Annotated in this window: 18 protein-coding genes; 6 read left to right on the forward strand and 12 right to left on the reverse strand. The window is 37.8% G+C overall.

Annotated features, from left to right (window positions below):
* Positions 1 to 4: 4 nt before the first annotated feature.
* From V7783_RS03845 to V7783_RS03865, 5 genes are all read right to left on the reverse strand, one after another.
* On the reverse strand, positions 5 to 901 hold the full coding sequence (locus V7783_RS03845) for an efflux RND transporter periplasmic adaptor subunit (RefSeq protein WP_008109684.1): 897 nt from the start codon (positions 899 to 901) through the stop codon (positions 5 to 7).
* Positions 902 to 971: 70 nt separating this feature from the next.
* Positions 972 to 2264 carry a TolC family protein gene (locus tag V7783_RS03850; protein WP_008109686.1) on the reverse strand — a complete coding sequence of 431 codons (1293 nt, stop codon included), beginning with the start codon at positions 2262 to 2264 and terminating at the stop codon, positions 972 to 974.
* Positions 2265 to 2337: 73 nt separating this feature from the next.
* Positions 2338 to 2634 (reverse strand): hypothetical protein, encoded by a 297-nt coding sequence (locus V7783_RS03855; RefSeq protein WP_223230508.1) that lies wholly within the window; start codon positions 2632 to 2634, stop codon positions 2338 to 2340.
* 81 nt (positions 2635 to 2715) lie between these two features.
* Positions 2716 to 3360: a class I SAM-dependent methyltransferase gene (locus tag V7783_RS03860; RefSeq protein ID WP_008109690.1), complete on the reverse strand. Its 645-nt coding sequence runs from the start codon at positions 3358 to 3360 to the stop codon at positions 2716 to 2718.
* A gap of 99 nt (positions 3361 to 3459) precedes the next feature.
* Positions 3460 to 4359 carry a cation transporter gene (locus tag V7783_RS03865; protein ID WP_008109692.1) on the reverse strand — a complete coding sequence of 300 codons (900 nt, stop codon included), beginning with the start codon at positions 4357 to 4359 and terminating at the stop codon, positions 3460 to 3462.
* A 508-nt stretch (positions 4360 to 4867) separates the two neighbouring features.
* Here V7783_RS03865 and V7783_RS03870 point away from each other — a divergent pair.
* The 6 genes from V7783_RS03870 to V7783_RS03895 are packed head-to-tail and all read left to right on the forward strand — an operon-like array spanning position 4868 to position 10427.
* A complete protein-coding gene (locus V7783_RS03870; RefSeq protein WP_033103103.1) occupies positions 4868 to 5113 on the forward strand; it encodes a helix-turn-helix domain-containing protein in 246 nt (81 codons plus the stop codon).
* A gap of 18 nt (positions 5114 to 5131) precedes the next feature.
* Positions 5132 to 6892, forward strand: coding sequence for a KAP family P-loop NTPase fold protein (locus V7783_RS03875; protein WP_024596196.1), 1761 nt, complete (start codon positions 5132 to 5134; stop codon positions 6890 to 6892).
* A gap of 1 nt (position 6893) precedes the next feature.
* A complete protein-coding gene (locus V7783_RS03880) occupies positions 6894 to 7781 on the forward strand; it encodes a hypothetical protein (RefSeq protein WP_008109702.1) in 888 nt (295 codons plus the stop codon).
* A complete protein-coding gene (gene qatC / locus V7783_RS03885) occupies positions 7774 to 9108 on the forward strand; it encodes a Qat anti-phage system QueC-like protein QatC (RefSeq protein ID WP_008109704.1) in 1335 nt (444 codons plus the stop codon). Before V7783_RS03880 ends, qatC begins: the two co-directional genes overlap by 8 nt.
* Positions 9105 to 9836: a Qat anti-phage system TatD family nuclease QatD gene (qatD, locus tag V7783_RS03890; protein WP_008109706.1), complete on the forward strand. Its 732-nt coding sequence runs from the start codon at positions 9105 to 9107 to the stop codon at positions 9834 to 9836. Before qatC ends, qatD begins: the two co-directional genes overlap by 4 nt.
* A 51-nt stretch (positions 9837 to 9887) precedes the next feature.
* On the forward strand, positions 9888 to 10427 hold the full coding sequence (locus V7783_RS03895; protein ID WP_008109708.1) for a manganese efflux pump MntP: 540 nt from the start codon (positions 9888 to 9890) through the stop codon (positions 10425 to 10427).
* Positions 10428 to 10449: 22 nt separating this feature from the next.
* On the opposite strand, the gene V7783_RS03900 is transcribed toward V7783_RS03895, so the two are convergent.
* The 7 genes from V7783_RS03900 to V7783_RS03930 form a co-directional block, all read right to left on the reverse strand.
* The gene (locus tag V7783_RS03900) at positions 10450 to 10668 is read right to left on the reverse strand and encodes a GDCCVxC domain-containing (seleno)protein (protein WP_008109710.1); all 219 of its coding nucleotides are present in this window, start codon (positions 10666 to 10668) and stop codon (positions 10450 to 10452) included.
* Positions 10656 to 11045, reverse strand: a complete 390-nt coding sequence (gene merC, locus V7783_RS03905; protein ID WP_008109712.1) for an organomercurial transporter MerC — start codon at positions 11043 to 11045, stop codon at positions 10656 to 10658. The genes V7783_RS03900 and merC overlap by 13 nt, the downstream gene beginning before the upstream one ends.
* A gap of 60 nt (positions 11046 to 11105) precedes the next feature.
* Positions 11106 to 11483: a MerR family transcriptional regulator gene (locus V7783_RS03910; protein ID WP_008464133.1), complete on the reverse strand. Its 378-nt coding sequence runs from the start codon at positions 11481 to 11483 to the stop codon at positions 11106 to 11108.
* A gap of 222 nt (positions 11484 to 11705) precedes the next feature.
* Positions 11706 to 12170, reverse strand: a complete 465-nt coding sequence (locus V7783_RS03915) for a hypothetical protein (RefSeq protein WP_008113385.1) — start codon at positions 12168 to 12170, stop codon at positions 11706 to 11708.
* Positions 12167 to 14251, reverse strand: a complete 2085-nt coding sequence (locus tag V7783_RS03920; RefSeq protein ID WP_008113384.1) for a hypothetical protein — start codon at positions 14249 to 14251, stop codon at positions 12167 to 12169. The genes V7783_RS03915 and V7783_RS03920 overlap by 4 nt, the downstream gene beginning before the upstream one ends.
* Positions 14248 to 17019, reverse strand: coding sequence for a hypothetical protein (locus V7783_RS03925; RefSeq protein ID WP_008113383.1), 2772 nt, complete (start codon positions 17017 to 17019; stop codon positions 14248 to 14250). The genes V7783_RS03920 and V7783_RS03925 overlap by 4 nt, the downstream gene beginning before the upstream one ends.
* Positions 17003 to 18493 carry a site-specific integrase gene (locus V7783_RS03930; protein WP_008113382.1) on the reverse strand — a complete coding sequence of 497 codons (1491 nt, stop codon included), beginning with the start codon at positions 18491 to 18493 and terminating at the stop codon, positions 17003 to 17005. Before V7783_RS03930 ends, V7783_RS03925 begins: the two co-directional genes overlap by 17 nt.
* Between the last annotated feature and the right edge of the window lie 30 nt (positions 18494 to 18523).

The following is an 18523-nucleotide window of genomic DNA, read 5'->3' on the forward strand; positions in this document are numbered from 1 at the left end:
TCTCCTAATCGTCGTCTTCTACTTCAGATTTCAAAATATCCGCTTTTATCAGATAACTGTTTTTGTTTACATATTCAGCGTCTTTACTGAGGCCATCAATGACCTCGATATAGTTTTTGTCTGAACGTCCGAGCACAAGTGGCGCAAACTCGTACTCTTCATCTTCTTTTACAAAGACACCAAATTGTCCTCCCAGTTCTTGTATCGCAACTTTCTCGACGGCTAAATCCACCTCAAATCGGTTTATCTTTACGCTGCCCATTAATAATTGGCCTGAGGTTAGGTTTAGCTCAGTGTTATTTAAACGTACACGTGCTAAAACATAAGACTGATCTTTAGCTGGAATTATATTGGTGATGGTTGAGTTGAATGCCTGTTCACCATGCTCAATATCAACAGGTTGACCGACTTTGATTTGATTATATTGGCTGGTAAACACCTTAAATTCAGCCCACAAGGTGTCAAAATTGACGATTTCAAACAAGCTAGTGTTTTGCGTGATACCGCCAATATTTCCATTTCGCTGTAAAACAGTCCCAGAAACAGGGGATGTTATTTTATAGGTATTTAAGCTTTCATTAGATTCAATAACGGCTAATAGATCTCCTTTTTTTACCTTATCACCAACAGTGGAGTTAATTGTCTTTATAACGCCGTTATATCTAGCGCCAACTTGAAATAATTGTTCAGCGCCTATCGTCGTAGCGCCGTATACAGGGATAGTTTGGTTCAACGTTTTTGAAGCTAAATAGGCTGTTTCAACACCAAGCCTTTTTGCCATGTTATTGTTTATTTTGCTAATGCCTTCTTCGCCTTCATGTTCATCTTCACTAGCGATAACACTTTGAATGGGTGATAGATACCCAATAAAAATCAATAGTGCGAGTAAATAGTTTTTCATTTTGAATTCCTAAACGATTCAGTTAATAACTGAATCAATAAATTGTTATTAAACTTAAAGTGATGTTTATTTAGAGTGACAGCGCTTCGTTTGTTAGTTTTTCTATCTCTGCGCCATAAATTAGGGCAGCAGATGCCGCATCAATGAGGGTTCGCCGAGCATTTAACAGCTCTTGTCTAGCCGATACATAATCAAGATATCCATATCGACCTTTTTGATAGGCGTCTTGAGTATCTTCCAGTGCATCTTCAAGCATTGGGATAACCGACTGCTTTAATGAATTAGCTGTTAATATGGCTTGTTTTCTATTGGAGTATGCTCGTAGTAAGTGATTTCTAAACCTCAACTTAGTCGCCTCTTTCTCTATGGCAACTTGGTCACGCTCTGCTAGCGCACTAGCGATTGCACCAGAATTTCGCTTTTCAGCAAACAAAGGTAAGCTAAAGCCAGCGACCAGTGCCGTATCATTGGCTTCTTGAGAGCGCCTAACACCAACAGACCATTTGATATTGGCCGTTGACTCTGTTTTAGCCAACTGTAATTCGGCCTCTTTTAGTCGCTGCTCACTTGCATAAACTTGAATAGCAGGGTTTTTCTCTAATTTCGCAAAGAGACTACTAAAATCACTATCATTGCCAAACTGAAACAGATCTCCAGTTACTCTAGAGAATGACACTGATGTTTCTCCCCAGTAAGCTGATAAAGAAAGCTTTAGATATTCCAAGCGCTTTTGTTCAGATTGAAGGGTGAGGTTAGCCTGAGCAATAACTGCTTTTGAACGTTTCACTTCAGCCTCAGGAGTAGCACCTGCGCGGTTACGCTGAGATACAATCTCTAACGTTTCTTGTGCTAAGCTCAATGCATTATCTGCCAATATCACTCTTTGTTGGGCTGCAAGTACTTCCACGTACTTCTCAGTGACTTGAGCCATTAAATTAAGCGCAGAGACTTCTTTCTCAGCATTGAGTAGTGCTCTTGATTTTGAAACAAGTCCAATCCGCGCTGAGCGTTTATCTCCCATTTCGATAACCGAAGATAGAGCGACTGTTAATTCAGCACTGTCGAATGCATTAAATTCACCTGAGCCTGCAAAGTTCTCAGCTTCAACTTCTAGTTCATAAGCGGGATTTAAACTTGCTGTTTGTTCTTGTCCTGTTAATGCGGTTTGTTTGAAATCAAATATTTTGAGTTCAGGATTTTGTTTAAGCGTCCACTGAATTGCCTCTTGAAGATTTAACTGCTTTTCAAAGGCATAAACATTAAATGTAAAAAGTGACAACGCGAGAAACGCGATATATTTAAGCTGAGGTGTTACACACCTCAAAATTGCTATCTTGCGATGCTCACAGGTATTAAGTGCCATGTATACTTTCCTATAAATTTATATGTGATATTTAGGTCATTAACATTTGACCTTTCTTAATTTTCTATAAAATTTAGGCGTATTTAGGTGGGCGGAATGGCACCGACATATAGCCTTTTAGCTCAGGAGAAACTAAGGCGTAGGTAAGGAAATATTCTATTTTTTGTAAAATATTACAAGAATAATCTGCATTTAAAAATAAGTGACAACAGCAACAAAAATTACAATTATCAATTAAAGTTTGGCTATTACTCACCTCAAATAAATTGGAGGTTTCTGGAGATTCTAGCGGGGTAATAGACTCAGTTAGTGATGTATTAAAAGAACTTTCAATTAAGTTTACTTCAAGCTCTTCTAGCGAAAAAAACACAGATTGCACCGCGATTAAAATCATTATCACGTATGATATATATGGTTTAAAATATGACGGACGCATTAGGTTCATTGTTATCTAGTTCGCTTCAATCAGTCTGATAGTTCCCAAAGTCGTTGGGACTATGTTTAAATCTGAAACATGAGTAAACCCTGATTCAACCTCTAAAGAAGGAAGGACTCCATCTACATTATCTTTTGTAGTTTCAAAACCATCTAATAACTGAACGACAAAGAACAATATCCGTTGAAATATTGAAGTCGGCTTTCCCCAGTCAGCAATTAATAAAATGCCACCCGGTTTAAGTACCCGACGAATTTCAGTTAATGTCGCACGCTTAGTTGAACGGCTTAAGTGATGAAAAAACAAACTTGAAACTACGATATCAAAGGAATTATCACTAAAAGGCATTTCTTGTCCAAAGCCCTGTCTAAAAGAAATATTAAGATCCTTGCCTATAACTTTTTTCTGTGAAATATCTAAAGCGGTTTGGTCTGCATCTAAGCCTATTACGGTATATTTAGGTGATTTTTCAGCTATTAATTTTGTTAGCGTTCCGGTTCCACATCCAACATCAAGTAGGTTGTTTCCTTTGACGTTGGCAACTTTATCTACAATCAGTTTTTTAAAAAATGCTTCTCTCGTGGTGATAGCAACGAGGCTGTCATAAAAATTAGTTAACCAATGAAATCGTAATGGCGGAATGTAGGCATTGTTTTTCATAACTTCATTTCCCTTTAGCCGTTTGAAGCAGACTTAAACTAGCTATAAAGATGCTATTAATGGTTTTAAAATTTAAATAAATAGCCATGATGAATTTGTTTAATACTTTAGCTGTAAGATACGGCGAGCACCGTTTAAAACTACAACAGCAATAATCAAACCAATCACTAAATCTGGATAACGGCTGCTTGTTACTGTAACTAAAAAGCCAGCTAAGATTACCCCAACATTTGCAATAACGTCATTTGCGGAAAAAATCCAGCTTGCTTTCATATGAGCGCCGTCTTCTTTATTACCAAATATTAAAAATAGACAAGCAATGTTAGCGATTAGTGCTATTCCACCAAATATCATCATTAAAGAAGAGATCGGTTCACTACCGTAAACAAAGCGTCTTACGACTTCGCTCAAAGCACTTAGCGCTAGAATAACTTGAAGCACACCAGATATATGTGCCGCTCTAAGTTTCATGCTGATACTTTTACCTACCGAATAAATAGCCAAACCATACACAGCAGCATCAGCAAACATATCTAATGAGTCTGCAATTAGGCCAGCAGACTGTGCAATCAACCCAGCAATTACTTCTATAAAAAACATGACTCCATTAATGGCTAACAACCATTTTAGGGTTGATGCTTCTTTCATCTCATTTTTTTGGGCTAGATCTTTTGCTTTTGCAGCTTCGGTGCTGCAACTTTCTTTAGTTGATGCCAACTCTGCACCGAGATTGAGTTGTTGTAATTTTTTTGTTATCTCATCTAAATTTTCATCATGAAAAACCTTGACTAAACGGCTAGGAATATCAAATTGCAACCCAACTGAAGGCTCAATTGAGTCAAGTGCTAACCTAATCAATCTCTCTTCTGAAGGACAGTCCATTTGAGGTACTTTAAATGTACTGACAAACGCGCCACTATAGTTATCTAATTGTGTATCAATTTTTACATCTTCATTGGTAGAAGATGATTGACACTGACCACTACATTTTTCTGACATATTTAACATTCCGTAATAATATTAAAATAAGTATAAAATCTATAGTGGCTATAGAGTCAAATAAAAATTATTCAATATGAAAAGTTTGGGAAGTAACTCAAATAGCTATTCCAAGAAAATAATTGTTGGGGGGTAGTGACAGCAAACACTGCTAACATTATTTGGACTGCCCGTTTTATACCGATGTTTATCAAAGATAAAAAATAGAAGAGCTATCTAGATAGAATAAATTAACCGATGATCCTAATTCCACATTAAAGTCGCGTTGGTGTGTTACTAATTGTACAGAGGATCTAAAACAAGATTTAAATTTAAAAGTAAGAGCAACGACTATATTGTTGGAACACTTGTCATGAGATACGCTAAGCCTAATGTCCGGTTTCGTATCAAAGTGAATTTTAGCTGAAGTAATTTTGTACCATCGTTTACGACTGCTTCAGGCTCAAATCTGACGAAGATTTCCTAGTACTCACCCAATCTGGCTTGATGAGAAATAATCTCAAACATTATGCGTAGCCACATATTCGCTCAACTTGAGCGGGATCTTATAAAAGCCAGAACCACAGAAGGTCGTGAAGAGGCTAAAGCTAAAGGCAAACACATGGGCAGATTGCCTGCTTTATCAGACAAACAAGCGAAAGAATTATATAAAGATAAATTAAATGGTGAATCGATCTCTGCATTAGCGAAGAAATATTCTGTTAGCCGCCCCACGGTTCACCGAACTATTGAAAGAATGGAACAAAAGAAATAATAAATAAAAGGAGACGTTATGTGGTCTGATAAAGAATCAAAAATTGATTTCTTAAATTTTAATGAAACGGCTGAGTCAATAAAAGATCTTATAACAGAAAAGGAGTTAATGCCTATTAGTATAGGCGTTTTTGGTGATTGGGGCGCTGGAAAATCGACGATTCTTGAACTTACTAAGGCTTCTCTGGAAAGTGATGAACAAGAATATATCCAAGTACATTTCGATGCATGGACTTTCCAAGGGTATGATGACGCTAAAGCGGCGTTACTAGAAACAATTGCATCTACTTTAGTTAAAAAAGCAGCAGACGATAAAAATCTCAGTGCAAAAGCAAAAGAGTTTGCTGGACGAATAGATAAGATCAGACTGATGGGATTGCTAATGGATGGTGGTGCAGCATTAGCTGGTATACCAACTATGGGTGGTATACAGAAGATCATGGGACTATTCAGTGGTGGTGACGATGGTGAACTGGATGTTGATGATGTAAAAGGTGCTGTCGATGGCGCTAAGGATGTCGCGAAGAAAAACAAAGGTTTGATCAAAGATAATAAATCATTTTCACCTCCTAAAGAAATTAAAGAATTCCGAAAAGCATATTCTGATCTGTTAAAGGAGTTTGATAAGCCACTTATTGTCTATGTCGATAATTTAGATCGCTGCTCTCCATTTAATGCTATTTCGACCCTTGAGGCGATCAGGTTATTTCTATTTTTACCCAATACTGCATTTGTTATTGCCGCCGATGAGGACATGATCCGCTTGGCAGTGCCTGAGTATCACAAAGGTGCATCTCAACGACATCAAACTGATTATTTAGACAAGCTTATTCAAATTCCTGTGCATGTACCAAGACCCGGCGTTCTGGAGATAAGGGCATATTTAATGATGCTTACTGCTCAAGATCACGGCGTTACCGATGCGCAATTAGAAACGATAAGATGTGCCCTTGAAGAGTCATTAAGGCTGTCGTGGAAACAACCACAAATTACCGTTGACGAGCTACTTCAAGATCACGAGATTGAAAAGCATTCCGAACTCAGAAGTAAATTTGTGGTTGCTGAACAGTTAGCTCCACTATTAGCTGAATCCACAAACATTAACGGCAACCCTCGCATAGTTAAGCGATTACTCAATCAGGTTAAGATGAGAAAGAAAACCGCTCATCGCAGAGGAATGCAGCTTGATGAAAAAACTATCACTAAGCTGGTAATTTTTGAGAGGTGCTTAGGCACTCAGGCTACCAACAAGCTTTATGAATTAATTGATAAGGAAAACGGATATCCAAAAGTATTAGCGGATCTTGAAAATTCAGAAGTCGAATTTGACGAAATTAATTTACCTGAAGAGTGGAAACTCGACCTAGCTTTTATTGATAAATGGTCGAAATTACCTCCCATGTTCACTGAAATGGATTTGACACCAGCGGCATATCTGAGCAGAGAAAGCATTCCAATGGGGGCTGTTAATTCGGTAATGTCTGGAGCCGCTCAAAAACTCGTAGAAGAATTAATGAAGCAAAAGGTAAGGGTCAGTGGCGTTAACTCTACTGCGATTACCACAACTCCGAAGGAAGAATACATGTCAGTCATGGATGGTTTGATTGAAAACTTTAAGTTGATTGGTGATTGGACCGAAAGACCAACAGGCATTTATGGGGCTGTGTTACTTGCCAAGCAGGATGATAAATGTAGCTTAAGTCTTCTTACATTTTTAAAAAGCTTGCCCCGCCAAAGATGGCTTAATCCAATTTTAAAAGAACTAGAGGGAACTAAGTAATATGGGTACGTCCGCATCGTCAACAGGACCAAATAATAAGAGTCCACTTATTCCATCTTGGGCAGAGCAAGGAGATCCTGTCACAATAGAACCTGCATCAGGTACTGATGGGGATGAGCAAGCTGGCTCTGATAATAATCAAGCTGATGATCAGAATGACAATAGCAATGATATTGACAATGACAAGGTTCAACAAGAAATCGGTGGTTCACCTACAGCAACACCGCCTCCAAATAGGTTTGCCAGTGCCAGAAGAGCATTTGGTAAATATGCGCAAACAGGTGGCTCAACCTCAGATCTAAGGCGTTCATTAAAAAGTTACTCTAGAAAAGGCTCTGGCGGAGGTAAAAGCACAAGCAGGAGACTATCAAGCGGCATAACTGCTGGTTCTGGATTGCTTGGTGTCATGCGTGGCGACACCGTAACGGTTAATAATCAAAGCTTATCATTAGGTGATCTAACTGGGCTATCGACTGATCAAGCAATCGACAAAATTGCTAGCCATTTAGCGCCTGATAATGCCGATTCGGATGCTGTAAGAGTTGCGTTGGATTACGCACTAGAAGAAGCACTCCCCGATACAGAAGAATTTGACCCAAACAGTTTTACTGACGAAGTTATCCAAGAAGCCATAGGCTGTTATTTAACAGACCTTATTTTTCAGGATGTGGTTGAAGGCATGGGCAGAGCTTGGTTTCATGTTGAGCCAGCAAGCAAGCATCATCAAATGGAAGTTGAATTAAGGGAACTAATAAAAGTGATTACACAAGAGCAGTTAGACAAAGTAACTAATGGCAACCCCAGTACTATTAGCAAAGAAAATATTACTAAAATTCAAGCCGATGCTATTGCTATGACGGTTGATGAATGGGAGAGCTTTAATGACTAATTTTTACTTTAACCATGACCCTGCTAACTTGCCTGACTTTTCTGATGATTGTCATCCTGTCCAAATGTTTCATACGCATCAAAATGACATCACTAAGCACAGCTTGGTGTCAAAACAACTACTACAAACAGTTCGTGATTTAGGATTGAATGTAGATGCTGATTCAATAGATCTGATAACAATTGCTACCGCCGTTACCGCTGCTGATACATTTGAATTAAGGGATAATGCAGAAAATGCATGGGCTAGAAAAATGCATTTGCATGTTCCTGTAACTGATGAGGATATGTGGAATTTTGTAGAACCTGAACTGAGTTCTTTGCTCAACTTTCTTACAGGCGATCAATGGCTGTTTACTTTTGAAAAAACAACTATGCCGATGCCGACTCCTAAAACAAGTGAGCAAGCGAAAGCAAAAGCAAAATCATTAATTGGACTCAACTCTGTTTGCCTTTTTTCTGGTGGTCTTGATAGCGCAGTTGGTGCAATTGATATTTTGAACGGAGAATCAGATTTAAAGCCTCTCTTGGTTAGTCACGCTTATCGTGGTGATGGCGCTAAGCAAGAAGACATTAAGCAATTATTATCCCCGCCATTCGGCGAATTGTCCTATTCAATGTCTCCCCATATTATTAAGCACTTAGAAGGTAAAACTGACATTAGTATGAGGGGAAGAAGCTTTAACTTCCTAGCTATGGCGGTACTTGGTATATCAGCCTTAAGAAATGCTAATTGCGATAGCAGTATTGAAACTATTGTCGTCCCAGAGAATGGCTATATTTCTATAAATCCGCCGCTTACCAGAAGACGGATTGGTAGCCATAGCACTAGAACTACTCATCCTAATTTTCTAAGCAGGCTTGAATCTTTGCTTAGAGACACTGGGTTTCATGTCAAATTTGTAAACCCCTATCAATTCAAAACTAAAGGTGAAATGTTAGCGGAATGTGTTGATCAAGACGCAATTAGAAAAGCAGTTCCCCTAAGTGTTTCATGCAGTCATTGGCACAGAGAACATAAACAGTGTGGGCATTGTGTACCTTGCCTTATTCGAAGAGCGTCAGTTTTTCATGCTGGTTTTACACAAGATGCGCCATACAAGACAAAGCGGTTGAGAGATCTTATCAAAGAAAAAGATACTCGCGATGATCTCCAAGCGGTTCAAACTGCCATTATTAGATTGAAACAATCCGATAACTATCGTTCTTGGCTTCGAAGTTCAGGGCCAATACCACAAGAAAAAGATATACGAGAAAAATTAGAATCAACTATTAAGCGAGGATTGGCAGAGGTTGAATTATTTCTCCAAGCGGATAAATCGTCATGATGGATCTTCATTGCCACGTTGATTTATATCCAGATCATCAAGAGGTATTGAACGACATAAAAAGCAGTAATTATTACGTGCTATCAGTAACTACGGTGCCTTCAGCTTTTGAAGGTACTGTCCAGTTAACAAGTGGCATAAAACACTGTAAGACGGCCTTGGGGCTTCACCCTCAACTTGCTCATCTAAGAAAAAATGAATTAGCACTATTCGATAAGCTAGTTGATAGAACTAGATATATTGGAGAAATTGGACTGGATGGCTCAAAAGGTTACGCTGATTACTTTGATGATCAATTAGAGGTTTTCACGCATATTCTAAAAAAATGTGAAGGCTTTGATGACAAAATACTAACTATCCATAGTCTTAACGCGACTGGTGAAGTTCTTGAACAACTTAAGTTACATCCCAATGCTGGTACTTCTATTCTTCATTGGTTTTTAGGTACTAAGAAGCAAGTTCTAGAAGCCGTCGAGCTAGGCTGTTTCTTCTCTATTGGGCCAGCCATGCTAACTTCAGCCAGAGCTAAAAAAGTAATATCGTGGATACCTCAAGATAGAGTTCTACTCGAAACTGATGGACCTTTCGCCAAAGTGGCGGGGAATATTCTGTTTCCTTCAAGTGTTGGCACTGTTACTGAATATCTGGCTGAAATTTGGTGTAAAAATAAGGCTTTGATAATAGAAAAATTGTCAGTAAATCTTAGGTGTTTAACATCAGTCAAGTAACTAATTATACGTCACGTAATCTTATAACAATTTTATTCAGGTTTAATCGGTTTGTTTGAAGTATTTGTATTAGCTATAGCACTCAGTATGGACGCGTTTGCAGTATCCATAGGCTTAGGTTCTAAAAAAGTAGTAAATGCTGAAAAGCTCTTTATTAAAGCCGCTGCTTATTTTGGTTTTTTCCAAGGCTTTATGCCTCTTTTAGGCTATTACAGCGGTAAAGGTTTATCATCTTGGATTGAAGATTATGCACCTTGGATAGCTTTTATTTTGCTAGTATTTATCGGTGGCAAAATGATTTATGAGTCCCAATCTGAAGGAATTGAAGAAGATATTGCTAATGTTACTCATCGTGTGCTATTTGTTCTTGCTATTGCCACCAGTATTGATGCAATGGCGGCAGGTTATGCAATCACATTGCTTGAGGTAGATATAGCCGTAGCTTGCTTGATAATAGGCGTCACGACGTTTGCCTTTAGCTGGATTGGTGTGAATATCGGCGAAAGAAGTGGCGTATGGCTGGAATCTAAAGCTGAACTATTTGGTGGTTTAGTGTTAATCGCAATCGCATTTAAGATATTACTTGGTTGACACAGAACCACCGAATACTAGGCTACTTACCTGAGCAACATGCATTGCCTTCTTGAATAGGAGGACACTTAACTGTTCCATAAGAGCAATAAACGCAACAATCACCTTTTAACGGTTTAAGTAGTGCTTTACAGCTTTCGCATTCGTAATACCATTGGCAAGCGTTTGTAGGCATGGTTTCAACTTTGCTAAATCCACATTCAGGGCAAGTGATTTTAGATTCTAGTTCTATACCTTGCATACTGGTTCCTTAATGGGCTTAACAATATCTAAAATAGACATTACGACCATCCAAATGATCCCAAAGTAAAATAAGTAAGTGCTCCAGTCGTATTGCCATAAAGGATAAAGGGTCAGCAATACTGCAATTGGGCCAATGACACTTAAAACGCCTCTCAATGAATCTCGATGTTGATACCAATTATAGAAATTAACTAACAACGCTAGTGAAGCAAATAATGGCAATAAGGTGTTCACCGCTATCCCTTCAAAATGTGAAAGAAAACCTAACCCAAGAGCAGATGCCAATGAGCCGAGTGCAGGAAAACATGCTGTGCAGCTAAGGGCGGCTAGCCAAACGCCACCAGAACCTACTTTATCTAGAATTTTATTGATCATAACTATCTACCTCAATTTTTAAGGTAGTATAAACTCCGTACATAAGTACGGGGTCAATAGCTATTTAAGTGAATTTATTACCGGGCAGGATTGAGGGTCTTGATTGGCCTTGCAAGAATCTGTCATATCTTGAATTACTTTCTCTAATCGCTGTAAATCAGCAATTTTATTACGAATGAGATTAAGTTTTTGCAACCCCATCGACTCAATATCAGCGCAACTGTCACTTAGTGACATAAGCGATTCAATTTCTTTCAGCGTAAACCCTAATGCTTTAGCTTTCAGAATAAATTTGAGTTGACTGGTAAGGGCATCGCCATACATTCTGTAACCAGACTCTGGTTTTAAAGGTTGCTCTATCAGACCTTGGCGCTCATAGAAACGGATTGTTTCAACATTGATATCTAAATCTTTTGCCAGTTTTCCAATGGTTCTCATAAACATACTCTTTAGAAGCAGAAATATCATTATACAATTAATGCGGATTGCCTAAACTCAATTTTATTGCATGAACGGGGTCGCTAAGCGTCCTCTTTGTAGAATTAAGTTCACATATCCAGATCACTCTGACCGTCTCTTGTTCGCTCTTGCTGCCTGTCAGGTGAAGTCTAAGCCTAATCAACAAAACTGTAAGTTGAGATATGAGCTACTACATCTAATCTATTGTTTCGTTGAAACTAATTCAATAATTTCACCAGTAGACGTATCCACTCTTATTTCTGTATGTTGCCCTGAATGCTGAAGTTGATTTTGTAAATCGGCATTAATCAGTTTGAGCTTATCTATTTCTGCGTACATTTCACTCAACAACACTAATAACTTTGTATCTTTATTATCGATTTCCTTAGTGCCGATATTATTTTTTTGCTTTTCTTTAGCAAGCTTGCTTTTTAGTTCGGCTACCTTTGTTCTGAGTTGTTTTATTAAATTATCTTTATTTTTTTCTTCCCAAGTTAATTGAGCTTTTTCAATACTTTCTCGTAACTTTACCCATTTTTCTTCTTCTTTAGATAGATTCGCAATATTTCTTTTAGCTCTCGTTGCTACTGCATTTTTGGTTATCTTGCTGCCATCAGATTTCATCTCTTCAAAAGCACGTTTTATATCATCATATGCGCTACTCATGCTTGTTCTCCTTGGTTTGTATGCGCTTTGCCTTCATCTAATACATAGTCAGCTGCTGCTATATTATTTTTCCAGTGAATAGCAAATAGCTCGTAATCTTCTTGCTCTTCTGTGGTTGATGCTGCATATGCCTCTAGTTTCTGGGTCGCATCTTTTTTTATCACTTGCCAATTGACCTTGTGGCGTTTGGTAATGATTTTACTACCACAATACACACAGCCACTAGGGATTCCTGCTCCTTTTATCTTGCAAGCTTCTCCCGCAGTGCAGTACCCCGTAGGCAAGCCACGTATGTTTTTAATATTTTTGACGAGAAATTTTTTCAGTTCTTCAATTGAACTGAAATGGATCTGCTTAATCACAGTCGAATCTTTACTTTGACTATCAGTAATACCTATTATCAGATCTTTAGATGTTTTATTAATTTGCTCACCAGCACCACCTTTAAGTGATTGTGACTCGGCTTCATCTATTAACTCTTCTGCAACACGGTCAATTAAAATCTCATTAAACTCTTCAGTAGTTTTAATTAAAGTTGTTGAGGCCAAAAATGCTCTTCGAGTATAAACAAACGTCATTAGGCTGGTTAAATGTTTAAATTGATATCTAATATCATCAAGCTCACCTAATTTATTGGCAATGACAAAGTAGGCCAACGTATGTCGAAACATGTGAGCGGTTAATCTAAACGTATCGCCTTCTTCGTATGGGACACCTCTATTCTCTCCTCTAACTTCTTTGTAGTTAGATTCAAGGCGTTCAAGCTCTGCTATATCATCATCGTCTAGAGTTAAGTCAAAAAGCTCAATGTTTTCACTGTTTTTAACCTCAAATTTTGTGAATCGCCCAGCATCGCTAAAACTAACACTACAGCTACTATGTGAAACCCCGAAAAGACGGTTTCTTTCTAACCCTTCTTTCAAGTTGTGTGCTTGACTACTTGTTATATTGGCTCTGCATGAAGAAAGTACAGCTTTTGCCCTTTCTTGCATACCGAACACATATTTTTCGTAAATACCAACACACTCATGTACTTCAGCGTTTGAAAACCATTCCATCTCAACCTTACTGTTGTCGGTTTTGGTCATGATTGCCGTAATGTAATAAATATCATCTTTGTAATTGGCACAGCCAACCTTGCATGTAAGTACTTCGTTATATCTCATGCCTGTATAGGCCAAGATATTAATGTATGTGGCTAATTTTAAATCTTCTAATTCTTCGGATAATTGAATGAATTCCACTTCATCGGGTAAGTTTCTTACATGTTTTGCTATTAGCTCACCTGTACTAATTTTGGGCGGTGGTTCAACGGAGCCTTCATTTAAACTATCTATTAAGCGTGCATTTAATTCTAGCCATCGTTCTATCTTATCCTTAGAGTTTTCAACTATTTTTTCTGCAAACTTCAGAATTTTTTTCATTACTTTAGTAGGAATGACAGGGTGCGAATAAGTGACTGGTCTCGGATGGTGTAACTCGTTTAGTTGGTTAAGTACATCAATAAAAACACTACACACCTTAGGGCCAAAAAGACGAAAGCTGCGCTGCACGTCAAATAGTTTAGTAAATGAGTGTGATTGTCTGTAAATAGCTATTTTCCTGACTTCATATAAATAGTCTTTTATGAGATTCCTAATAACTAAGTCAGATTTGAACTCCAACTCATGAAATGAGTGATAACCTCTTTGTCTTAAGAAGGCTGCAAATAAATTTAGATACGTTACATCATTTTGAAGTGTAGAGATTTTTAGAGGTTTACCGCCTACAACATCACCATGTGTGAGTTTAATTAGTGAATAAATTCGAATTTGATATGCTAATTCATCAACACCTTTAAAATTCACATTTCTTTGCGTTTCTTCATAGCTTATCCAAGTGTCATCGCCAAAGTGAATAGTGCCATGTTTAGCAATATTCAATGCTCTGTTTTCCCACAAAGCAATCGAATTAAAAGCGCTAGTATCATCAACTTTAAAATCTTCTAACACCTGAACCAAAGGTTTTATAGTGATTTGACCTGTATGTGTTTTTACAACAGCGATATCAAGTAGTTTTGTTTTAGTTATCTCTTTGGTCATAGCAAACCTGTGTTTTTCCAATGAGGATGAATACCCTCTGTTCTCAATAGTTCTTTTCCATCAGTCACAGCTTGAGCATTAAGCTTGGCAATATCAGCTAATATTTCGTTAACCCTATTTTTCAACTGCTCTATGTTTTCCAGTTGCTCTGTTATAGAGTCAAATGTTGCGGCTGAGTTTTCCATATCAGCAACAACAAAATCCCGGTATGACAAAAGTTTCCAAACATGCAATGCGTCAGCAACACAGCGATAGAACGGACACCACAAGCATGCGTTAAAGTCGGCACATGCATGCTCGTTTGTATCTCGCTGGTCTAATAATTTCCTGTTTTGTGATTCGAATGCCACTACTGCGGATTTATCTTTTGAGTTAATGCATGTGCCATTCGGGACTTTTTTACCGTCTTCTGGTGGAGTCTGCAAAATGATTACTTTGTCGGTAACATCGCGAACAAAATAGTCTGCCATTGTTTTTGTCGCTCTGTTGATTGTCATTGCAACATCTTTGTTATCTTGCATTAAATAATGACGCAAGAACGTTTCATAAGAGTGCTTGCCAGCTTTTTGATACCACTTAAATTCTTTGGCAACTTTTCGGTAAATGTAGTTAAGCCCTGATTTTCTGATCTTTTGCGAATTAAATACGATATCACACCCAAGCTCAGTCAATATCCTATCTATAGTGGTCTTGAAACGTGATGCTGTTAATAATTGAATCTTTACTTCTCCAATACTATTTACTTTGGGAAAAACAAAAATTCTTTTTGATAGGTTCTCAATAGAAGGGCGGTAAATAGACGTAAGTTTAGTCGCAGCCTTAATATCAAATATTACTGGTTCGACAACGTCGCCGTATAAGACGCCTTCTTTTTCTAGATCTTCGGCTTTAATTTCAAATTTATGCCATTGTGTTTGATAATTAGCTCGGCGTTTAAATAAACGAAGAGCAGGAGTTTTACTTGAATGTAATGGCGTGTTAAAGAAAAATAAGTCGTCAGTATCAAGCTCTAGCGTAGGAGTTGAATTCCAACCAGTTTTCAATATGACTTTTGCTGCATAAAGTGTAACTTTGTCTTTAATTGTGAGTAAGGTCTCAGAAAGCCCTTTTTCTATGTAATATGCTAATTCTACTACTTCTCTATATGAGTAGAGCTTATCTTGATTCTGAGAGAGTTGCTCTTGATGTTGTGCAGTTAATTCGGTGTTGACCGGAAAGCTTTTAATAGTATCTAGACCATAAAACGATAGTAATTTGTCGATAGCGCTCTGATATTGATTACCAACAAAAACCGACAAATCGCCTTGTTTTGATTTTAGTTGAATTGCCTCTCTTATAGCCTTTAGTATCTCACAGTTATTTTCAACAAAAGCATGAACCCCATGATTGGCAATAAGCTTCATTTGTTCATCTGTTAATGATGATGCATTTTCTTTCAATGCGCTAGCCATACTACCTATGTAACCTTTGAGAGTGACGATGCCTATGCTCTCGCCATCAATTCGCTTTGTAAAAACTTTATGGTATTCGACTAGGTTTTGATAAAATTTATAGGCATTGTCATATACCCACTCATGCTTCTGCCATTCGGTAGTGTCACTTTCTTTAAGGTAATAGCCCAATGAGTAGGGTAATAAACTTTCCTTTGCGATTTTTTCACCCGTAACAAAGTGGTAAAGGTCCAATGCAGCGTTTAGTAGCAGTAAAAACTGCTGGTTATTTTGAGTTTCTTCTTGGTAATGCTTATAAAGGTATTTAAATCCCTGAAGGCCATTTTCTGCAAACCCTTGAATTCCACGCTCACTAAGCAGCTTAATTATTGGTGATGCTACGCTACCAGCACTATTCAACCACCTTGGAAATGATAAAGTTGAGGATCTAACTCTTGTTGTATTAGCTTCCGAAGCGCTTGCTATCTGATTTTTCAAAAAAGCATCAACTTCATTGCCAAATTTGGATGATATGCTTTGTGCATACCCTATCACTTCGGCTTCAGTTTTAAATTGATTGACTCTAGCTTTACCCCACACATCGGGTAGTATAAATTTTAAAAAAGTACGGAAGTTGTGATTGCATATAAATGATGAAACGAATTCCCTATCCTTTAATGTTGCCAATAATGGCAGTTTGACGCGTTCAGTATTCTTAAAAGTATCATGTAGACAAATATTTATAATAGCAGTCGCAGTTTTGAGGATGTTGTCTCTAATAGAAGAATCTTTGAGGCTTAATTCTGGAAGGACGAGATAGTCCAGATATTTTTTTAGTAATTTACGAGTCTCTTTTACTTGATGGAATTCAAGTTCGAATAATTTAGTTATGTCGATTGAAGTAGCCCCATTTACTAGCCTAAAAGGAGCGTTGATAGCGTTATCATAAAAATGAAACTTAGCTATGTTTTCTAAAGCTTCTTCTATACGAGTAGCATAACTAGGTAGCTTGACATCATTTATTTCATTAATGCAAAAGTATTCCAGTTCTTGCCAAATTTCAAAGTCTGATAGAGCATTTAATCCCGAAGTTTGAATTGATGTCGCAGTATCTGCACTAACCTTATTAAGGGCTAGAGGAAGAATGTGCTGTAAACTGACACAAGCATTCCGCAAGCGACTCATTGAAATAGCAGTGTCGTCACCTGTGCTAATATTGCTTTCTTTGTCATATGCCCTGTTAAATAAAACGTCTAACTGTTCGGCTAGAACAATTGAATGAGGTTTAAATCTAGCAGGAATACGATTGGACTTCCGCGTTTTAACTTGCTGTAGCATCTTCAGCCTCACGCATAAGCAATTCGTTAACATCACCGTAGATATCTTTTACCCACTCTGACATCGCTCCGTATGCATCCACTGATACACTTTTGGCAAAGTCGATGTAACGTTTGGTTGTTTTAAAGCTTTCGTGACTCATCAAAGTCATTAGTGTTTGTCGGATGGAACTTTCTGATTCACCTTTGTCAATTAGGTATTTAGCGACATAAGTAGCAAAGGTAGCGCGTAAGTCATGGAATGTGCGTAATAGTATTTCTAATCCCTGCTTCCTTTGTTCTTTTCTAACTATGGAAATAGTATTCCCCGGTGTATCTTCGCTTATCCGCGATCCTGAACTATTCATAAACAAAGGAAGCGGATGTTCGCTATTGTCCATACCATGATTAGTCTCATGTTTGGTACGTCGCTTCATATTTTGAATTGTCAAAGTGTGATTGTACAAAAGCTTCATTAGAACTCGCGCTATTGTTAATCTCACTGGCTTATGTCCTTTTCGTACAATGTTCAATTTTGGAATACGTTTCTCGTTTTCTTTTTCATCAGGGTTAAAGAGGTCTTTCTGGTCGATGGCCGAAATTTCAAAAGATCGAAGTCCACCTAACAAGGCACACTGCAAATAAAGTTTATAAGTCTCTTTTTGAGCTGTATTCGTCTCCAGTAACTGTTTAAGTTCTTTTGGAGAATATGGTTGTAGACCTTTGTCTGGTGAGTCTTCTTTTTGTTTCAATGTATTTGGAATGCTCAAATTACTGACCCATTTCCATAAGCCCCCAGAACGATTGTTGCTGGTAGGTAATTGAAACAACGAACTGACACCTGATTTAGCTTTCGATTTAATACGTACCTGTTTGTATTCAAGTGAGAAGGGGAGGCTATCTATAGCTCCGCGCTTATGGCTCCATATATAGAATGCTTTAACAGCTCTAATTCGTTCTTGAGCGCTGTTAAAGCTTATGCGTTTAGACTTATCTTTGGTTTCGACTCTTTCACATAAATGTTTGTGATATCTCCACACAGGTAACCTAGAAATATCATCATCTACAGATTGTTTTGAAAGTGGTGCAGCTATTACTTCAAAATAGGATGCATCATCTTTATCCAACCAATCTAAGAAAGCTTTTAAGTGCTTAGCTATACTGCGAACAGACTTAACATCTAATGGCTTTCCCGGTTGGCTGGCATGATAAGCGTCACTAAAAGCCTCATTGTCTATTTGATTCTTTTTGAGACTGAAATGACCTTCAAAGCGGTGCATTAAAAATAAGTTCATTTCTTGGCATTCGGTGAAGCGAGTCGGGTGATATAGCACTGGAAAATTAGGTTCTATTTTATCGTGCCTATATGAGTGAGTTCTGATGCCTTTTTCAGTCTTAATAGGTTGCCCTGATTTATCGAGGTGAAAAGACATTCCTTTTCCAAAGTTGACTGATGTTTTAATTATTTTAGTTTTTGTTGTATTTCGAAGTATCATTTTCGTTCACCTTTGATTCTTAGCTAGAGT

Origin of the sequence: Pseudoalteromonas sp., assembly GCF_036960685.1 — a bacterium.
GTDB lineage: Bacteria > Pseudomonadota > Gammaproteobacteria > Enterobacterales > Alteromonadaceae > Pseudoalteromonas.